We start from the raw sequence: 17,810 nt of genomic DNA, 5'->3' as shown, positions 1-17,810 counted from the left end.
ATTGCCGATCCGAGGGGGATCTTCGTCATGTAGGGCAGTTGGCCTATCGGTCAAGGCAATCCGCAGCCCGTGAGTGGCGGTGAACTACACCCCTTCTGCCCCACCCGCCCCAACTTTCCCTATAGAGATTTAGAAATTAAACCCACCTCCACAAAACAGCTATGGCATAATTCACACCACCTGCACACAGGGATGCGTATTACAGGCTTGCCTTCTTGCTGAGGAGCCAACGCTGATGCGACATCTCAATTGACTCTCTTCAGGTGGTTTTGTGAACTCACTACTTCTCGTCTTTATCGGACTCGCCATGATGGTGGCGGGCTACCTGCTGTACTCCCGCTTCCTTGCGTCGAAGGTGTATCAGCTCTCTGATAATTTTGCCACGCCCTCCCACACCATGGAGGACGGTGTCGACTACGTCCCTACTAACAAATACGTGCTGTGGGGCCATCACTTCACCTCGGTCGCGGGTGCTGCACCCATCATCGGCCCCGCCGTCGCCGTGATTTGGGGCTGGCTGCCAGCCTTCCTCTGGGTCACGCTCGGCACGGTCTTCTTTGCCGGAATGCATGACCTGGGCGCGCTGTGGGCTTCCCAGCGCCACCGCGGACAGTCCATCGGCACGCTCTCTGGGCGCTATATCGGCGCCCGCGGGCGCGCGCTCTTCCTCGTCGTGATCTTCCTGCTGCTGCTCATGGTCAACGCGGCCTTCGCGGTGGTCATTTCCAACCTGCTGATTTCCACGCCCACCGCCGTCATCCCCACCTGGGGCGCCATCCTCGTCGCCCTGCTCATCGGCCAGGCCATCTACCGCTTCCGTTGGAACCTGACCATCGTCTCCATCGTGGGCGTCGCTGCCTTGTACGCGCTGATGATCATCGGTGACCGCGTCCCGCTGGCCCTGCCGGAAACCGTCCTGGGCATCCCGGACCGCGGCGTGTGGATCATCCTGCTCTTCGTCTACGCCTTCATCGCCTCCCTGCTGCCGGTGTGGGTCCTGTTGCAGCCGCGCGACTACATCAACGGCCTGCAGCTCTTCGTCGGCCTCATCATCCTCTACGGCTCCTTCCTTATCACCCGCCCCGAGGTTGTTGCACCGACCGTGTCGGATCACGTCCCTGACAACACACCAGGCATCTTCCCGCTGCTCTTCGTCACCATCGCCTGCGGCGCCGTCTCCGGCTTCCACGGCGTGGTGAGCTCCGGTACCTCTTCCAAGCAGCTGGATAAGGAAACCGACGCCCGCTTCGTCGGCTACTTCGGCGCCGTGGGCGAGGGCCTCCTCGCACTGGGCACCATCGTCGCCACCACATCCGGTTTCAAGACCGCCGCCGATTGGGAGGCCGTCTACAACGAGTGGAACGCCGGCGGCGTCGGCGCCTTCGTCCAGGGTGGCGGCGCCCTCATGAACGAAGGTTTGGGAATCCCTACTTCACTCTCCGCCACCATCCTGGCCACCATGGCCGTGCTTTTTGCCGCGACGACGATGGACTCCGGTGTACGTCTGCAGCGCATGGTGGTCTCCGAGGCCGCCGAGCTCATGGGCATCAAGCTCAGCGGCCTGGTCGCCACCATCATCGCCGTCGGCTGCGCTTTGGGCCTGACCTTCTCCACCGGTGTCGACGGCTCCGGCGGCATGCTCATCTGGCCGCTCTTCGGCACCACCAACCAGCTCATGGCAGGCCTGACGCTGTCCATCATCGTGGTCATCCTCACCCAGCTGCGCCGCCCGACGTGGCCAGTGCTGCTCCCGTTGATTTTTGTTACCGTCATGTCTCTGTGGGCGGCGGTGCTGCAGCTCAAGACGCTGTTCCAGGCCGGAAACTGGCTGCTGCTCCTTATCGATGGCGTCATTATCGTCGCCGCCATCTGGGTCATCGCCGAAGCCATCGCCGCCATTTCCCGCGCCCGCAAGGCCCCGCAGGTGGTGTGGAAGGACGAAGACATCGAGCCGCCCCTGCCAGTCAATGCTCGATAAACTGAAGGCCTTTGGGCGCGGTCTAGACGAGTTCTACTCCGCGCCCTATCGGCGTTCCTTCGCTAAGGCGCAGCAGGAGGAAGACGATCTCTTCATGCTGCTTATCCTCTCGGAGGCCCTCGGCCTGCCGAATCCCGCCAGCTATTACACCTTGGAGCTACTGCCGCTGATGTACGAAGATTTCCACGCCTGGCACACGCGCATGGGCATGGAGCGCTCACCTTTGAACGGAATCTCATGTTGCTAGCCCCCGTCATGTTCTTCGGCGGCAAGGGTGGAGTGGGTAAGACCACGCTGGCCACCGCCACCGCGCTGCGCCTGTCCCAGGAAGGCAAGCGCGTGCTGCTGGTATCTACCGACCCGGCGCACAACCTGGGGCACATCTTTGGCACCGCGCTTTCCGACGTCCCCACTACCGTCCGCCCCCACTTAAGCGTCATCGAGATCGACCCGGCGCGGGCGACGGAGGAGCACCTAGAGGGCGTCGCCAAGCAAATGCGTCGTTTCATGCCAGAACGCCTCCACCGCGAGGTGGACCGCCACCTGGACCTGGCCCGGCACTCGCCCGGCACGCACGAGGCGGCGATGCTGGAGCGCATTGCGCAGCTCATCGAAGAGCAGCAGGATGGTGGAGGGTTTGAGCACATCATCTTCGATACCGCCCCCTCCGGGCACACCGCCCGACTCATGGCGCTGCCGGAAATCATGGCCGCGTATACCGATGGACTGCTCGCGCGGCGCGAGAAATCCGACAAGTTCGGCGCGGTGGTGCGCGGCATGACCTCAGCGGAGAAGGCCGTTTCCGCCAGCTCGCAGGACCCGGTGGACCGCCGCAACCAGGAGATCCGCTCCACGCTGCTCAAGCGCCGCCGCCGTTTCGAGCGTTTGCGCGCCGTGCTTTCCGACGAAGCCACCACGTCCTTCTTCCTCGTCCTCACCGCCGATCGCACCCCAGTGCTGGAAACCGCCGAGTTCTTCGCGGACCTGAGTTCCCATGGCGTGCACTGCGGTGGGCTGCTGGTCAACCGCCGCACTCCGGAAAGCACGGAAGAGTTTCTTCAGCAGCGCCGCGCCTCGGAGGATGCGGCCCTCGCTCTACTCTCGGAGAAACTGCCGGGCCAGCCGGTGCACACCTTGCCCTGGCTGCCGCATGAGGTATCCACCCCCGAAGCGCTCGCTGCTCTGGCCGCCGAGCTCCCCTTCGGCAGCTAGTCGGCCTCGACCAAGCTACCGCCCTCGGCGGTGCGTGTCACGACGAAATCCTTGAAGTGCTCGACTGGCGGGGCATCATCGCCCTCCCGCCACACCAGCCCCAGCTCACGGTAGGCCGCGGGCTGCAGTGGGATGGGGTTGCGGGCTTTGAGGTACGGGTCATCGAGCGGCAGCAGCGCCGATCCCAGGCCAGCAGCCACGAGGCCGGCCACGGTGGTCAGCTCCATGGATTCGAAGACGAGGCGCGGGGTGAATCCGGCTTCGCTCGCCAGGGAATCCAGCAGCATACGCGTTCCATAGCCGGGCAGCATGCCGATGAAGGGCTCCTCCCGAAAATCTTCCATGCGCACGCTGTCTTGTCCTGCCGCCCAATGCCCTTCCGGAACCGCGAGCCCGAGGCGTTGCAATTTGAGCTGGTGCCAGCCCACGGCCCCCGGGGTGGTGGGGCGGGGGCCAACGAGCGCGAGATCTGACTCCCCGGCCGCTACTCTCTCCACGAGCTCGCGCGCCGCGCCCTGGTGCAAGCGAATATCCACGTGAGGGTGTTCGGCGCGATAGGCCTTGAGCAGTTCCGGGACCATCCACGTGCCGAGGGAATGCATGAAGTCGAGGCGCACGGTCCCGCGCTCAGGATCCATGAGGCGGGAAACGGCATCGCGTGCGGCGACTTCGGACATCAACATCCGCCGGGCATGCTCCACGAATGCCTGGCCGCGAGCATTGAGTCGCAGGCGCCGGCCGCTGCGCTCGAAGAGGCTGGCCCCCACCTCCGCCTCAATGCGCTGCACGCGGCGGGTTAGCGCGGATTGGGAGAGCCCGAGGGCGTCGGCAGCCGCGCCGACGAGGCCATGGTCGGCCACGGCGACGACGCCGCGCACATCCTCCAGATTCATGCACACCTCACATGTTTTATGTAACTTTTAGACATTTTACACATAACCCGCGCTAGGCCATGCTTGATGCATGACCAGAACGCGGCGCGCCACCATTGCCATGCTCTTCGTGGGCTTGGCAATTTTTTCTTGCCTCTACCCCACCCAAGCCATGCTGCCCACCCTGGTGGAGGACATGGGCATGTCCCCCACGGAAGCCGCCATGACCATCTCCGCGGCCACAGGCGCGCTGGCTATCTGCGTGATCCCCGTGTCCATCATCTCCGAGCGCATCGGCCGCGGAAAACTGCTGCTCGTCTCTACCATCGCGGCCACGCTCATCGGCATGCTCGTGCCGCTGGCGCCCAATCCGGAGATACTTATCGCCACCCGCGCGCTCCAGGGCGCCGTCATCGCCGGCGCACCCGCCACCGCCATGGCCTGGATCTCGGAGGAGCTGGAAAGCTCCTACGTCGCCCGTGCCATGGGGTTGTACATCGCCGGCACCACCATCGGTGGGCTCACCGGCCGCCTCATTCCCACCGGGCTGCTCGAGCTCACGTCCTGGCGCTGGGCGCTGGCGGGCTCTAGCCTGGTCACGCTGATTTTGGCTATCATCGCGGCGATCTTGCTGCCCTACCAACAGAACTTCACCCCGAAAGCGATTCACTTCCGCTCGGAGCTGCGCGCCATCTTCCGCCATGCCCGGGATACCCGCCTGATTCCCTTGTTCATCGTGGCCTTCGTGGCGATGGGAACCTTCGTGTCCCTCTATAACTTCTTGGCTTTTCGGCTCATCGACCACTTCCACCTCGCGCCCGGTTTGGCCGGCTTGGTCTTCCTCTTCTACCTCACCGGCACGTGGTCTTCGGCGCGGGCGGGCCGGTTGGTCACGCAGGTCGGCCACGCCAACACCTTGCTGCTGTCCTGCCTGCTTTTTGCCGTGGGCATCGCGCTCTGTATGGGGGCACTGATCCCCACCCTTCTCGGCATCGTGCTCTTCACCATCGGCTTCTTCGCAGCGCACTCCACGGCCTCGGGGTGGGTGGGGCATATCGCCACTCACGACCGCGCTGAGGCCTCCAGCCTCTATGTCTTCTTCTACTACCTGGGCAGTTCCCTCCTGGGCGCGCTAGCGGGCGTGCTCTTTGATTTCCTGTCGTGGACCGGCTTCATCGCCGTCTACGCCGCCCTCGCCGCGGGCATCGCGGTGTTGAGTTGGGTTGTGAGAAAACCGGATAAACTCGTGTTTTATGGATAAGTGGTCGCCGCGCACATGGCACAGGAAAGCATCCCGCCCGGTCAGCCTGTGGATGATGGTCTTTCTTCTCGCGGGCGCAATCCATACCTTTATCCCGAATTACCGGTGGGTCCTCATCCACCTTTTCACGCTCGGCATCCTCAGCAACAGCATCGTGGTGTGGTCCCAGCACCTCACCGAAAAATTCGTGCAGCTCAAAGTTCCGATGTCGGCCCGCCCTCGCCAGCTCGCGCGGATTTATCTGCAGAATGCCGGCGTTATCCTCACCCTCGTGGGCCAAATCCTCAGTGAATATTGGGGCCACCACTGGGTGCTCACACAGATAGGTGCCACACTTGTCGCGCTCGCCGTGGTCTGGCACGGCGTGGCCCTCTTTGCCTTATGGCGCCAAGCGGAATCCAAAAGATTCCGCCCTGTCGTTGCTGCGTACGTAGCCTCAGCCTTCTTTCTTGCCGTTGGTGCCACCCTTGGTGCCTTCCTCGCGACGCACCCCTCCCATCCGCGCCTGCTCATCGCGCACGTGGCCGCCAATATTGGTGGCTTCGTGGGGCTGGCGGCGGCCGGCTCACTCACCATCTTGTTCCCATCTATCTGGCGCACCAAGGGAATCAATCCGCACATGGGCCTGAGCTTCACGCTGTTGGCGCTGGGCGTGGTGACCACCGTGATCGGCAGCGCGTGGAATGTACCGCAAGCGGGCCTCATCCTCTACTGCGTCGGCTGGGCGCTCAGCCTGCAGAGCTGGTTACTCAATGCCCTTAGCGTGTTCCGGGAACCACGCGGGCGCATCACCTTCCCGGCGCTTTCTGTGCTCTTTTCCTGCTTCTGGCTGCTCGGCGGTCTGGTGTATTACACCACCCAGCATTTCTTCTCCAGCGAGCCACAGATTCCCATGCTCGCGCTCGTCGTAGGGTTTGGCGCCCAACTGCTCATCGGCGTCATGGGCTATATGCTGCCCACCACGATGGGCGGCGGCCCTTCAGCGGTGCGGGCTGGCCTGCGCGAATATAACCGCTGGGGGCTGGGGCGCTCGGTCTTTATCAACGGCGGGCTTGCCCTCTGGCTGGCCACCTCCAGTTCCCTCACCATGGTTGCCGCCTCGCTGCTCTGCCTCGGTTCCATGGCCGTCCTCCCCATCCTCACCGCCCGCGCGGTCAAGGCCCAGAAAGCCGTGGTTCTCAAGAAGGCCGAAGGCCCAGCCCCAACGAGCACAACGGACTGGGACCAGGTGTGGGTGGCGCTTGCGGTGCTCATTATCCTCGGCGGACTCAGCCTCATTGTGTAGATCCCCAGACCTCGATCCCGCAACCTCCTGCGTGGGCAGTGGGGCGTCGGCAAGCGCTTGGCGACGCCCACCTGCAGGTTGCGGGTTTCAGGTCTGGGGACTTGCAAAACGGGAAGGCAGAAGAAGCTAGGGCTCGAGGGGAGGCACGCCCGGCGCGCCGGCGGACATCCACTCGCGGACCACGTGGGTAGCGCGCACATCGCCGGCGTTATAGCGCAGAATCTGCCCACGCGCGTCCGTGTCACCGGCAAGCGCAGCGCGGCGGGCGTTAACGGATTCTTCGCCGTCAAACTCTTCCGGCCATTCAAAGCCCGCGACCGGGGCCACGGTCTTCAGACCCAACCCCGCGGTGCCGGCGAAACTACGCTTGACGTGGACAAACATATCCACCCACTCCTCCGAGGAGATGAACTTTTCCACTTCCTGGAGGTTGGGGGTAGAAAAACGCTGCGCGGACCTGCGCATCCAATGGTTCTCCCCGTGGGCGGAGTAGCAATACGCCGCAAAGGTCTTTCCCGCCGCATGTGCGTCAGCGCGCACTCCCATGAGCCACTCCCAAAACTCGGCGAAATTCTCTGCTTCCGCCCGGCCGCCGAGCGGCTCCCACGTGGCAAAAGAGTGATACTCACCGTCCAGGAGTGCACCCCACAGGTAGGCGCCTTGATCCAGGTAGGCCTCCATATCGACGTCGACTTCCACATCCGCGCGAGGAACGCTGACCTGCCCGCGGCGCAGCAGGGGAATACCTTCGCGCCAGGCGACGGCGAGGGCGGAGGGGGCGCCGAGGGAAGCGTCAATAAGCCCCTGCACTGTCGTGATGCCCCGCTCGCGGTAGGGGTTGGCGCGGTCGCCCGGCAGGAAGAGGGAGATATCATCGCGGGCTTCCAGCTCTTCCCGGCACAAGGGCCAAAAGCGGCAGGAGGCGCACTCCTTGACACGGCGCGGGCCCGCGGGCAGCGGTTGTGCCAGTGCCTCATCGATGGCAAAACGCGAGGTATCCGTGACAAAAGCCTGGCTGCGGTCCTGCCCAATCGCCGCGCCCCTGCCAGAATTCAGCCCCACTTCTTCCAAGCCCCGTGCTGCCAGCGCCAAACGGTAGCCGTCGATGGCGTGATGCCGAATCTTGTACTTGGCCGGCAAGGGCTCGCTCAGCCCCAAGCGGTGGGTTGGCACGACGAGCGCGCGCGAGGCCTCATGCCGGCGCGCCACGCGGTGGTCGGAGACGATGACGGGGCTATACATTTCGCCGTCCCGAACAAGGAGCTCCACGCGCACCATCCACTCTTCGGTGGAAAAGACGGCGTTGGTGATGTGCGTATACCCGCGAGCTAGAGCCTCCAACGTGGCCAGGGCCCGATCGAAGTCGCTACCCTCCAGGTCAATGCGGCGAAAACGGCCCGGCCCCTTTGCGGGAAGGCGGCTCAAGGCGGCATCGATAGCCGCCGCATGGCGTTCCGCGCGGGCCTGACTTACCGCGGTACGTGGGATCTCGGGATGCGCGCGGCGCTGCACCAAGCGATAACGGCAGCCCACAAGATCCGTGGCGACGAGCACATCCTTCACAGCAGGTGAGCTTAGTAGACCACCTTGCTAGAGTTGTAGCGAGACCCTAAGGAAAAATAATTTAAGGACGTTTCAATGGGCATTATGAAGAAGATCCGCAAGGCCCGCCGTGAGGCCCGCGCTGAGGTTAAGGCCGCCAAGACCCGCGCAAAGGCAGAGGTAAAGGCTGCCGATAAGGCCAAGCACCGCCAGCAAAAGCTGTTGGCTAAGCAGGAGAAGGCGCTTATCAAGTCCGAGGAAAAGGGCCTGAAGAACCGCCGCAAGCACGAATACAAAATGGCCAAGAAGGAACTCGAGCGCATTAAGGAAGGCCGTTTAAATAAGAACAATGTTAAGCGTTATGCCGGCGCCCTGCGCACCGCCGCACCTCTTCTTTTGCCCCTGATTTACCGCGGCATCACCGTTGCCCAGCGCGAGGTTGAGAAGAAGCGCGCGCACAAGGCTGGCGTCAGCGCTGAGCAGCTGGCCTCCTTCTCCGGCCACGGCGCACCGCTAAAGGCGCGCACCGCCGGCATCCGCAACTCCCTGAAGGACGCCCAGCTGCCCGCCGGCTTTAAGCGCGACGTCAAGGAGCGGCTCAACGAGCTCGATTCCGCAATCGACAATGCGGAATACATGACTGAGCAGCAGCGCCAGCGCGCACACCGCTCCATCTCCGGCGAGATTGATTCTCTCAACGACGAGATCCAGTCCAAGCTGGGCGCATAACCCTTCGCACCACAGCTTCCAGCCTTCGATCCCTACATTTCCCGCCTCCTAACAAGGGCGGGAAAGCGGATCGGAGGCTTTTTCTTTCGGGTTTAAAATCAGCCTTTGTTACCGGCCAGAATATTGCTTCTCCTAGCGCCCCTTAACTGTGTCGCAGACGTGGTTTTGCTCTATAGTCAATAACAAGAGAAGGTTCTTTTAATGACTTTCTCTTTAATCCGTTAAGTTACTTAAAGTTTAGGCTTCCGCTCTTGTGGTGAACGATGAGGGAAGCCCAAGCACAGCGCGATCAGATTACAGATCGAATGGAGAATCATGGCACGCCGCGAAATCACCCAGTTTTTTGACGACATTGATAACAAGCCCCTCAGCGAGGAAGAACTGATTGTCATCCGCTTCAGCGTTGACGGTAAAGACTATCTCCTCGATGTTTCCCAGGAGAATGCCGATAAGTTCCACGCCGCAATGGAACCTTTTGTCAAGGCCGCCCGTCACCCGGTGAAGAAGGACACCCGCCGCTACAAGCCGGCCGATGTCCGCGCCTGGGCCGCCCAGCACGGCTACCAGGTGGCCGAGCGCGGCAAGATCCCCAACGACGTCATCCTGGCCTACCGCGACGCCAACAACCTCTAAAGAACGCCCTGCTCGCGGGCGGCCGCCACGGCCGACGTGCGCGAGCGCACTCCTAATTTGTCGTAAATGTGGACGAGGTGAGACTTCACCGTCGCCTCCGAAAGCATCAGCTCCACACCGATCTCCCGGTTGGAGGATCCCGCCGCGACTAGCTTCAGTACTTCCAGCTCGCGCGGGGTAAGGGAGGTGCGCGGCGTGCGCACGCGGGTCATCAGCTTATCGGCCACTACCGGCGAAAGCGCCGAATCACCGTCGGCCGCCGAGCGCACCGCCGCGAGCAGCTCGACCGGCGGCGCATCCTTCAGCAAGTAGCCTACCGCTCCGGCCTCAATCGCCCCGAGAATGTCCGCGTCAGTGTCGTAATTGGTCACCACGAGCACCTTGGGCGGGTTCTCCATGGAGTAGCGGATGGCGGCAGTCGCCTCCGCGCCGCCCATGACGCGGGTGCCTTCAATACCCGCTCCAAACCGCAGATCCATGAGGAGGACGTCAATGCCACCTGCCTGCGCTGCGGAGACGGCGGCTTCGGCGGTCGCTACCTCACCCACCACCTCGATATCCTCAGCCCCCTCGAGCACCGAGCGTAGACCTAGGCGTACGATCTCGTGGTCGTCGGCAAGCAAGACCCTAATCACGGGCTTCCTCCTCATTGGTACGGTGTGGACAAATTCCTAATCTACATCGTTATGTAAGGGCACACTAACTGAGACCGCCGTGCCGCTTCCTGGCGTGGATTCAATCACGACCTCTCCACCAAGTTCCTCGGCACGTCTGCGCATCGCCGATAGACCAATATGCCCCAACCCCGCCGGCTTATTCTCCACTGCCTCGACATCAAAGCCGTCTCCATTGTCCACCACGTCCACGCGCACCTCATCCGGCGCATAGGTCACCGTCACCCGTGCCTTGCTGGCGTGGGCATGCTTGACGACGTTCCCCATCGCCCCCTGCGCAATCCGCAACAGTGCTGCTTCCACCTTCATGGGAAGTTGCTGGACATCGCCCTCAACGTCCACGGAAACATCAACCCCACCGGTTGCCGCGAAGTTATCCGCCATCCTGGTCATAGCTGACTCCAGGGAGGTTTCTGATAACGCCGCCGGCTGTAGTGCTGCGATCATGGCACGCGCCTCGTGGAGGTTATCCGCCGCGGTGCGCCGGGCGAGTTCAATGCGCTCCTGCGCCTTAGGGATATTCTCCTGGGCCAGGTCGCGGTCAGCGGCGTGCAGAAGCATCTGGATGGAGGACAGGCCCTGTGCCAGAGTGTCGTGGATTTCGTGGGCGATGCGCTGGCGCTCAGCGGTCATGCCGGCCGTGCGCTCGGACTCCACCAGCTGGGAACGGGTTTTCACCAACTCTTGGTTCATCCGGCTCAGCGCCCGGAAGGCATAGGTGATAGCGATCGTCACCAGGGCCGATACCGCTGGGCCCATGACGCCGCCGAAGGACAGCCCGCCCGGTACCTGCACCAGCACGGTCATCACCGTGGCCGCGATAACGCAGATGACGCCGGGGATCATCTCCAGTACGTAGAGGTACACAAAGTACAGGGAAAACACGAGGTAGATGGCCGCAGGCGCCACAGCCAAGTCAGCGAGCCACAACACCGTGAGGATGACTATCCAGCCATAACGCGCGATGCGCGGCAGCGTCTCCAAGTAGGCCGAGCCCCCGAAGTACACCACGGCGAAAGAAACCAAGAGCAGCAGGTTGAGCACGCCCTGCCACAGAGGTAGGCGCACCGTGGTAAAAATCGCCACCACCAGCAGCGTCGCCGTCAGGACGTGGATACCGTTGCGCAGGGCATCCGATTCAACCGAGCGCTGGTCTAGTGTGGACGTCATGCGCCACAGCCTACTTCCCCCGCTTGCCGCCTGCCTGATCGGCATCGGCTTCGCCGCCGCGGGGTGCTCGGATGCAGACGACCCCACCCCCAGCACCCCGGCCGCAAGCCCTGCGACACCCACCGACGCAGGCGATGGCCTGCCCATCGACGCCACGGCGGAGGTCAGCGACTGGGAAGACTGCCCCTATCTGGATACCCAATGGGTGGCCGATACGAACGGGCAGAGGATGACCCGGTGGGGCGTCGACAAGCGCTTTGGCACCCCCGCCTGCGTGTTCTGGTCCTACCCCGAGGACCCACAAGCCACCGTCCTCATCCGCCAGATGCCCAGCGTGGAGGAAGCGCGCGCGGTCGTGGACTGGGCCGCCCCTGTCGAGGACACGGAGCTTGCCGAATTCGATGGCTGGTCGGGCGGGCGCGGCGTCTTTGAGGATCACTCGGTCTTCGCCGTGCAGAAGGACAACCACGCCGTGGTGGTGTGGTCGAACCAGCTGCAAACGCTCAAACCTCAGCTCATAGCGCAGGAAGCGATCAAGCGTTTAGGCCTATAAGGCCTAAACGTATAAGACCTAAGCATTTAATGGTCTAAACAGCAACGTCGTTATAGGGCATCTGCGCTGCTACCCAGGGAAACACAACCTCCATGAGCAGGAAGAAGACCCCCACGGCAAGGGCCAGCGCCAGCACGGCCTTTACTGCGGTGGGGCCAGGCAAAAGGTTCCACAATGCGCGATACATTAGTTCTCCTCCAAGACGGCGGGGCGGTCATTGTCATCTGAGCCGGGCTTCTTAGCCTCCCGGTCGGTCTCCATGGCGTGCACGATCATGCGTTCCGCATTGGAGAACTGCGGATGGCACGTCGTGAGTGTAAGCAAGGATTCGCTCGGCTCAACGCCCTCCGCTCCGGGAACAGGTTGGAGCACGCTCACATCGCCCGGCAACGTGATGTGGCGGCCCTGAACCGGCTGGTACTCCGGCTTGGCTTGCTGCTCTGGGCTGAAGCACTCCCCCGGGGAACCGCCGATAGGCAGCACGCGGTACGTGATCCACTCCGTCGCAGTTTCGATGACGATGGCGTCACAGGTGTGCAGGTTACCCAAGTCATTAAAGGGCGCGCCCTTGCCCACGCGGTGTCCGGCCACCGCAAAGTTGCCCGGCTCACCGGGCATCTGCGTGTCGGTGTAGCGCCCCGGTCCGCGCAGCAAATCATTCTCGTTGGTGCCTTCGAGGACCGCGAAGGCGAAGTCCGAGCCGAAGGCAGGGATATAGAGGCGTGCAAATGCTTCACCGAGCTGCGGGGCATGGCCAGCGCCGCGCGGATTGTGCCACTCCTCCTGTAGCGTCTCGTTGGCTTCGTCCTGTAGCTTGCCGGAGGCGATGTTGGTCCAGTAGGACTCGTAAAACGCAAAGAGCAGCAGCAGCACGCCGGCCGTCAGCATCAGCTCACCGATGACGGAGCCGACGGTCGTTCGCGTGCGTGCGGTGGGGTGGGGCATACTCACTACCCTAGCCTCCCTGTAACGTGTAAGTGCCCCACCACCCTGCAGAAAGAGGAGTAGGCGATGATCGAAATTTTCATGTATCCGGTCTCCGGAATCATGAAACTCTGGCACCTCCTGTTAGGCGCTTTCTTCAGCGGCTCCATGGCATGGATCCTCACCATCGTCTTCCTCGTGCTGACGGTCCGCGGGCTCATTGCTCCGCTGAACTGGCTTTCCGTGAAGCAAGGCCGCATCGGAGCCCTCATGCGCCCAGAGATGACCGAGCTCAACGCGCAGCTCGCTCGGGCCGACACCGTCGATGAGGCCGTCGCCGTCCTTACGCAGCAGCGCGATCTCAAGAAGCGCTTTCAACACAACCCGCTGGTGGGTTGCTTCCCAGCCTTCCTCATCATTCCCGCCTTTATTGGCCTCTACCAGGTGGTGCTCCGCGTCTCCGGTTCCACACATGAGCCGGTGGGTATGCTCACGCTTGACGACGTCTCCGCTTTCCGCGCCTCCACCGTCTTCGGCGTTCCCCTCACCGATTTCGCCCGCGAGCACCGCGACTTGGTCCTGCCCATGCTCATCGCGGCTCTCGTGTTTACCTCCCTCAACACGCTCATTACGCTCTACCGCGGCTACCTCACCACGCTTTCGACGAAAAGATCCCTCGCCGCTTGCTGTGGCTCATGGCCCTCATGGTGGTTCTTATCCCGTGGATGCTGTGGATGGTGGCCTGGCACGGCCCCATCCCCGTGACCATCATCTTCTACTGGGGCTGTTCCTACCTCTTTACCCTGCTACAGACGGGCGTGTACGAAATCATTCTGCGCAAGCGCTACCCGCTGCCGGAGGCCGTCCACGAGCAGCGCCGCGCCAGCATCCAGCGCTGGCGCACCAAGGAGAAGAAGCGGGAAAAGAAAGCGGCTAAGCAGCGGCTCAAAGAGGAGCCGGGGCACAAGGAAGAGCTCGCCGCTAACCGCAAGCGCCACTCGGAGATCGTGGCGGAGGCACGAAAAATTGTTAAATCGAATAGTCGGCAGGAGGGGCCGACAGAAGCCGAATAGCCAGCTGCTTGGCCGTCACGAGCGGGGCGACGTCGCGGGTAAGGCGCGCGCCAGCCAACCCGCCGTCAAGGAAGATGAGAATTTCGCTCGCCTGCTCCTCTGAGGGGTAGCCATTCTTGGTGTTGAGGAGTGCTGTGACCGTGGAGTGCATCCACGTGCGGTGCTCGACGCAGGCGGCCACGATGCCGCGCTCGGCATCAGTTTCTGGCCGCGGATACTCGCCCGCAGCGTTGAGGAAGTGCGAGCCCCTGAATTCCATGGAGGGCTGCTCCTCGATGGCCTTGTCGAAGAAGGCCAGGATCTTGCTTTCCGGGTCTGTCGCGTCCTCGGTGCGCTTTTGCCAATCGGCGCGGTATTCCTCATCAAGGGCCTCAACGTACGCGATAACGAGGGCGTCCTTAGAGCCGAAGAGGGAGTACAGCGATGCCTTAGCGACGTCCGCCTCACGCAGGATGCGGTCGATTCCGATAACGCGGATTCCTTCAGTGGTAAAGAGCCGCGTGGCGGATTCGAGCAGTCGGCTGCGCGGACTCGGACGATTGCGTCGCGACTTCTTTTCGGCCATTTCTTCTCCTCACATGACAAAACCGGTTCATCTACACAATATAGACAAACCGGTATGTATGCGAATTATTATTTCTTGCGGCCCGTAATGGCTCCCACAATCCACAGCAGGATACAGGCGCCGACCGTTGCCGTAATAATCATCAGGAACCAGCTATCACCAACACTCTTATTAAAGAGCGCAAGCAAGCCGCCACCAATCAAGCCGCCGATAACACCAACAATGAGGTTAGTGAACAGCCCCTGATCGCGCTTCATAATCTTCTCAGCGAGCCAGCCCGCAATGATGCCGACAACAATCGAACCAAAGAAACCGAGACCAAGTCCCATGTCACTCTCTCCTTCTCATAACAGTAAATAGCTTTTATTTACGTGCTCCCCACCGTACGCCTGAAAACACCAAAACGACCCGGGCCCACCATATATCCAATAAATGGGCCCGAATCGTTATTACGGGGTTATGCGAAGGTTACTCGGAGTCCGGACGAACCACCATCATCGGGCACGGAGCGGACTGGAGTAGCGCGCGGGAGGTGGAGCCAAGCAGCATGCCCTTGAAGCCACCACGGCCGTGGGAACCCACGACGAGAAGCTGGGCGCCCTCAGAAGCCTCTGCCAGCGCACGGACCGGACGGTCGCGGGCAATAACCTTCTTGACCTGTACCTCCGGGTACTTTTCTTGGAACTCAGCTAGGCGCTCGGTCAGCAGCTCTGCCTGCTCCTTCTCCACCTCAGCCCACTCGGCCTGCGCAGCGGAGAGGCCGGCCAGAGAAGCCTGCACCTGCATATCCATCCAGGTGTGAACGGCAATGAGCTCCGCGCCGCGGGCATCGGCTTCCTTGAAGGCGTAATCGGTTGCCTTCTGGGAAACCTCGGAACCATCGACGCCGATGACAACCGGACCGTACTTGGTGGACTCAGTGACGTGGTTATCCTCACGGACTACGACCACCGGGCAGGAGGCGTGGGAGACGACGGATGCGGACACCGAGCCCATCACCATGCCGGAGAGACCACCCATACCGCGGGAGCCCATGACAATCATGGTGACGTCCTTGGACATCTCCAGCAGCATGTCAATCGGGGAGCCCTCAGCCACGGTGTGGCCAATCTTCAGATCCGGGGCAACCTTGTGGGCCTCGGCGCGGGCATCCTCGATCTTCTCTAGGGTTTCCGCCTGGAGGTCATCAAAAAGCTCCTTCGGCGGAACCATGCCTTCGGCGTAGAGGAACTGCGGCATCGTATAGCTCGATGCGATACGCAGCGGGATACCACGCTTTACCGCGGTATTAGCAGCCCAGCGGACGGCGTTCTTCGACGCTTCCGAACCATCAACGGCTACGACGACAATGTCTTCCTTTGCCATGACCTTTCCTTTCGAAGTGCTTACACTTCCAGTCTAATACCTATTACTAGACCTGTGGGGTGGTAGCAGCGTCCGCGTTCGCAGGGAAGAGGATGTTGTAGGCGGCCACGACAATGTCACGAATGACGGCACCGATACCATTAGAGAAGAAATCGATGACGGGTGCGAGAATAGAGTTAAAATCCATGGGTCAAAGAATATCGCAAAAAAGGCGTGGCGCAACACCACTTCCTATCCGTGATGGGCTAAACCCCACCCACGCCCGCGTGCCTGAAGGTCCGATTACCGCGTGGAACTTCATTCACCACCTCATCGTCACTCAGCGCCACCGTCACCCCGACGACAACGAGGCTGCGCTACAGGCCCGCTTCGACGCAGACGAAGTTGTGCGCCAGGATGGTTCCCCTCTTCGCCCTGATAGTATTCTCGCCACCAACGCAGTGGTGTACTTCTACCGCATGCCGGCTCCCGAAACTCCCGTCCCATACGACATACCAATCCTCTTTGAGGACGAGCACCTCCTAGTGGTGGATAAGCCGCCCTTCATGGCCACCATGCCCCGCGCCCGGCACATCACAGAGACTGCAACCGTGCGCCTGCGCCGGATGGCCGGAAACAACGAGCTATCTCCCGCGCATCGTCTCGACCGGCTTACATCCGGCATCCTCGTCTTCACGAAGGACCGCTCCGTCCGGGGCGCCTACCAAACGTTGTTTGCCGAGCGCCGCGTAAACAAGACCTACGAGGCCATCGCGCCGCTTGCCGACGTCTCCCCAGGCGCCATCTGGCGCTCCCGGATGGAGAAGACCCCGGGGGAATTGCAAGGCCGCATCGTCGAGGGGGAAGTCAATGCCATCACCGAGGTCGCCGGCGTGGAGCCGGTAGATAAGGCCCCCTACGAGTCCATCCACGGTTCACTACCAGAGCTCGCGAAGTACACCTTGAAGCCGCAGACCGGAAAGACGCATCAACTCCGATTGCACATGCTCCAGGCAGGAATACCCATTATTGGGGACCCCATCTACCCCGTCATCTACCCGGCAGAAGCCGAGGACATGCGAATTCCAATGCACTTGACGGCTACGCACATTTCTTTTGCCGACCCCGTAACCGGCTATACCCGTGAGTTTCACTCTCAATTACCACTACATACCCATAATCTTCTTCGCCCGTAGTTTTGGCTCCAGTACCCCAAACGGCTGGGCCAAGCAACTCTGCTGCCAAAGAATCGGGACGGAATTTGAACGGCAGTCAAACCATTGCCTTTGAAATCTCGGTCCGATAGCCTAGGACACCCCTATACTTCCCTATCCGAAAGGAACTGACACGATGAAGAAGCCCCTAGCTATCATCGGTGCCGCCGCACTTATGGTCACGGCAACCCCCACAGCGACAGCTGAGGACGGGCTAGTGAACAACGATCGACAAGGATCGTCTACTGATCTCAATGAACTCGTCGTCGACTCCCCCTTCTACGACATAATCGCGATTCCAGTCACGCTCGCATCGCTCGCCCTTTCGTTCCTGGGCGTCCCTCAGTGCGGTCTGCACGACACCCGCGGTTGCAAGAAGGGCTAAGTACCGCCGGAACCAGAGCCAGCGCCTGTTCCTGTTTCCTGTAGATTTAGCCTTCGGCCCGCTTTTGCTGCGGCTGGGGGCTATTTTTGTTGTTCTCTACGAGGCAAGCCCATAACTTGGACGGTTGTGCCTATGTTCACGGGTGCTGTAGCCGGCAAATGGTCTGGGGATGAGTGTCCTCAGCCGACAGAGCTGTGTTGCATGTTTGGGCAGCGGCGGGGGACCTGACCCCTGTTTGGTAGACACCTGATATCCAGCCCGGTTGGGTTGGGAAGAAAGGTAATCTACCACCATGCCTAGGTACTCCGAACAGTTCAAACGTGATGCTGTGGCCCTCTACGAAAACAATGAGGACCTCTCACTTCACGCGGCTTCAGCAGAGCTTGGAGTCAATCG

23 protein-coding genes are annotated in these 17,810 nt (G+C 61.7%); 13 read left to right on the top strand and 10 right to left on the bottom strand.

All coding sequences use genetic code 11. From position 1 onward, the window contains the following. The first annotated feature begins 271 nt into the window (after positions 1-271). From FME68_RS10285 to FME68_RS10275, 3 genes are read left to right on the top strand one after another with little or no spacing between them, the layout of a single operon-like run. Entirely contained in the window at positions 272-1,978 is a 1,707-nt protein-coding gene (locus FME68_RS10285) for a carbon starvation CstA family protein (RefSeq protein ID WP_328287812.1), read from the top strand. Continuing rightward, entirely contained in the window at positions 1,968-2,225 is a 258-nt protein-coding gene (locus FME68_RS10280; protein ID WP_046647629.1) for a cory-CC-star protein, read from the top strand. Before FME68_RS10285 ends, FME68_RS10280 begins: the two co-directional genes overlap by 11 nt. Then, on the top strand, positions 2,216-3,190 hold the full coding sequence (locus FME68_RS10275) for an ArsA family ATPase (RefSeq protein WP_158397490.1): 975 nt from the start codon (positions 2,216-2,218) through the stop codon (positions 3,188-3,190). Before FME68_RS10280 ends, FME68_RS10275 begins: the two co-directional genes overlap by 10 nt. Here FME68_RS10275 and FME68_RS10270 read toward each other — a convergent pair. Further along, the gene (locus FME68_RS10270; RefSeq protein WP_158397489.1) at positions 3,187-4,083 is read right to left on the bottom strand and encodes a LysR family transcriptional regulator; all 897 of its coding nucleotides are present in this window, start codon (positions 4,081-4,083) and stop codon (positions 3,187-3,189) included. The genes FME68_RS10275 and FME68_RS10270 overlap by 4 nt on opposite strands. A gap of 70 nt (positions 4,084-4,153) precedes the next feature. Between FME68_RS10270 and FME68_RS10265 the strand changes: the two genes are divergently transcribed. Together FME68_RS10265 and FME68_RS10260 are read left to right on the top strand one after the other, a co-directional pair. After that, positions 4,154-5,323 (top strand): MFS transporter, encoded by a 1,170-nt coding sequence (locus FME68_RS10265; RefSeq protein ID WP_158397488.1) that lies wholly within the window; start codon positions 4,154-4,156, stop codon positions 5,321-5,323. Further along, positions 5,316-6,608 carry a copper oxidase gene (locus FME68_RS10260; RefSeq protein WP_158397487.1) on the top strand — a complete coding sequence of 431 codons (1,293 nt, stop codon included), beginning with the start codon at positions 5,316-5,318 and terminating at the stop codon, positions 6,606-6,608. The genes FME68_RS10265 and FME68_RS10260 overlap by 8 nt, the downstream gene beginning before the upstream one ends. Before the next feature lie 126 nt (positions 6,609-6,734). On the opposite strand, the gene FME68_RS10255 is transcribed toward FME68_RS10260, so the two are convergent. Next, positions 6,735-8,171, bottom strand: a complete 1,437-nt coding sequence (locus tag FME68_RS10255) for a TM0106 family RecB-like putative nuclease (protein ID WP_328287811.1) — start codon at positions 8,169-8,171, stop codon at positions 6,735-6,737. Between the two features lie 75 nt (positions 8,172-8,246). On the opposite strand from FME68_RS10255, the gene FME68_RS10250 reads away from it, so the two are divergent. Then, positions 8,247-8,879, top strand: a complete 633-nt coding sequence (locus FME68_RS10250; protein WP_158397486.1) for a DUF6474 family protein — start codon at positions 8,247-8,249, stop codon at positions 8,877-8,879. Positions 8,880-9,194: 315 nt separating this feature from the next. Then, complete coding sequence (locus FME68_RS10245; RefSeq protein ID WP_070517764.1) at positions 9,195-9,512, top strand: histone-like nucleoid-structuring protein Lsr2; 318 nt, start codon at positions 9,195-9,197, stop codon at positions 9,510-9,512. Here FME68_RS10245 and FME68_RS10240 read toward each other — a convergent pair. Together FME68_RS10240 and FME68_RS10235 are read right to left on the bottom strand one after the other, a co-directional pair. Beyond that, a complete protein-coding gene (locus FME68_RS10240; RefSeq protein ID WP_046647640.1) occupies positions 9,509-10,147 on the bottom strand; it encodes a LuxR C-terminal-related transcriptional regulator in 639 nt (212 codons plus the stop codon). The genes FME68_RS10245 and FME68_RS10240 overlap by 4 nt on opposite strands. 36 nt (positions 10,148-10,183) lie before the next feature. Next, on the bottom strand, positions 10,184-11,356 hold the full coding sequence (locus tag FME68_RS10235; protein ID WP_046647642.1) for a sensor histidine kinase: 1,173 nt from the start codon (positions 11,354-11,356) through the stop codon (positions 10,184-10,186). Here FME68_RS10235 and FME68_RS10230 point away from each other — a divergent pair. Further along, positions 11,355-11,909 carry a DUF2020 domain-containing protein gene (locus tag FME68_RS10230; protein ID WP_102234474.1) on the top strand — a complete coding sequence of 185 codons (555 nt, stop codon included), beginning with the start codon at positions 11,355-11,357 and terminating at the stop codon, positions 11,907-11,909. The genes FME68_RS10235 and FME68_RS10230 overlap by 2 nt on opposite strands. Before the next feature lie 34 nt (positions 11,910-11,943). Here FME68_RS10230 and FME68_RS13080 read toward each other — a convergent pair whose 3' ends face one another. Both FME68_RS13080 and FME68_RS10225 read right to left on the bottom strand, forming a co-directional pair. Beyond that, entirely contained in the window at positions 11,944-12,096 is a 153-nt protein-coding gene (locus FME68_RS13080; RefSeq protein WP_168166775.1) for a hypothetical protein, read from the bottom strand. Further along, positions 12,096-12,854 carry a class E sortase gene (locus FME68_RS10225; RefSeq protein ID WP_158397523.1) on the bottom strand — a complete coding sequence of 253 codons (759 nt, stop codon included), beginning with the start codon at positions 12,852-12,854 and terminating at the stop codon, positions 12,096-12,098. Before FME68_RS10225 ends, FME68_RS13080 begins: the two co-directional genes overlap by 1 nt. A 66-nt stretch (positions 12,855-12,920) precedes the next feature. Here FME68_RS10225 and FME68_RS10220 point away from each other — a divergent pair, with 66 nt between their 5' ends. Beyond that, positions 12,921-13,598, top strand: coding sequence for a YidC/Oxa1 family membrane protein insertase (locus FME68_RS10220; RefSeq protein WP_230308976.1), 678 nt, complete (start codon positions 12,921-12,923; stop codon positions 13,596-13,598). Continuing rightward, entirely contained in the window at positions 13,538-13,906 is a 369-nt protein-coding gene (locus FME68_RS13305) for a hypothetical protein (protein ID WP_230308975.1), read from the top strand. The genes FME68_RS10220 and FME68_RS13305 overlap by 61 nt, the downstream gene beginning before the upstream one ends. Here FME68_RS13305 and FME68_RS10215 read toward each other — a convergent pair. The 4 genes from FME68_RS10215 to FME68_RS13075 all read right to left on the bottom strand — a co-directional run bounded on the left by FME68_RS10215 (position 13,863) and on the right by FME68_RS13075 (position 16,023). Continuing rightward, positions 13,863-14,471, bottom strand: a complete 609-nt coding sequence (locus FME68_RS10215; protein ID WP_046647650.1) for a TetR/AcrR family transcriptional regulator — start codon at positions 14,469-14,471, stop codon at positions 13,863-13,865. The two genes, FME68_RS13305 and FME68_RS10215, sit on opposite strands and share 44 nt — an antisense overlap. Before the next feature lie 68 nt (positions 14,472-14,539). Then, the gene (locus FME68_RS10210; protein WP_010188457.1) at positions 14,540-14,800 is read right to left on the bottom strand and encodes a GlsB/YeaQ/YmgE family stress response membrane protein; all 261 of its coding nucleotides are present in this window, start codon (positions 14,798-14,800) and stop codon (positions 14,540-14,542) included. Between the two features lie 139 nt (positions 14,801-14,939). Continuing rightward, entirely contained in the window at positions 14,940-15,836 is an 897-nt protein-coding gene (locus FME68_RS10205) for a universal stress protein (RefSeq protein WP_046647652.1), read from the bottom strand. 46 nt (positions 15,837-15,882) lie between these two features. Further along, the gene (locus FME68_RS13075; protein WP_168160887.1) at positions 15,883-16,023 is read right to left on the bottom strand and encodes a hypothetical protein; all 141 of its coding nucleotides are present in this window, start codon (positions 16,021-16,023) and stop codon (positions 15,883-15,885) included. Between FME68_RS13075 and FME68_RS10200 the strand changes: the two genes are divergently transcribed. The 3 genes from FME68_RS10200 to FME68_RS13545 form a co-directional block, all read left to right on the top strand. Further along, complete coding sequence (locus tag FME68_RS10200) at positions 15,959-17,011, top strand: pseudouridine synthase (protein WP_158397484.1); 1,053 nt, start codon at positions 15,959-15,961, stop codon at positions 17,009-17,011. The two genes, FME68_RS13075 and FME68_RS10200, sit on opposite strands and share 65 nt — an antisense overlap. A gap of 154 nt (positions 17,012-17,165) precedes the next feature. Next, positions 17,166-17,414 carry a hypothetical protein gene (locus FME68_RS10195; RefSeq protein WP_158397483.1) on the top strand — a complete coding sequence of 83 codons (249 nt, stop codon included), beginning with the start codon at positions 17,166-17,168 and terminating at the stop codon, positions 17,412-17,414. Between the two features lie 292 nt (positions 17,415-17,706). Further along, on the top strand, positions 17,707-17,810 hold a 104-nt coding region (locus FME68_RS13545), incomplete at its 3' end, for a transposase (protein ID WP_491523153.1).

This window comes from Corynebacterium hiratae, from assembly GCF_009708045.1.
GTDB classification, from domain to species: Bacteria; Actinomycetota; Actinomycetes; order Mycobacteriales; family Mycobacteriaceae; genus Corynebacterium; species Corynebacterium hiratae.
Note: the sequence above shows the minus strand (reverse complement) of the source record. Positions and strands in the feature narration are given on the sequence as shown.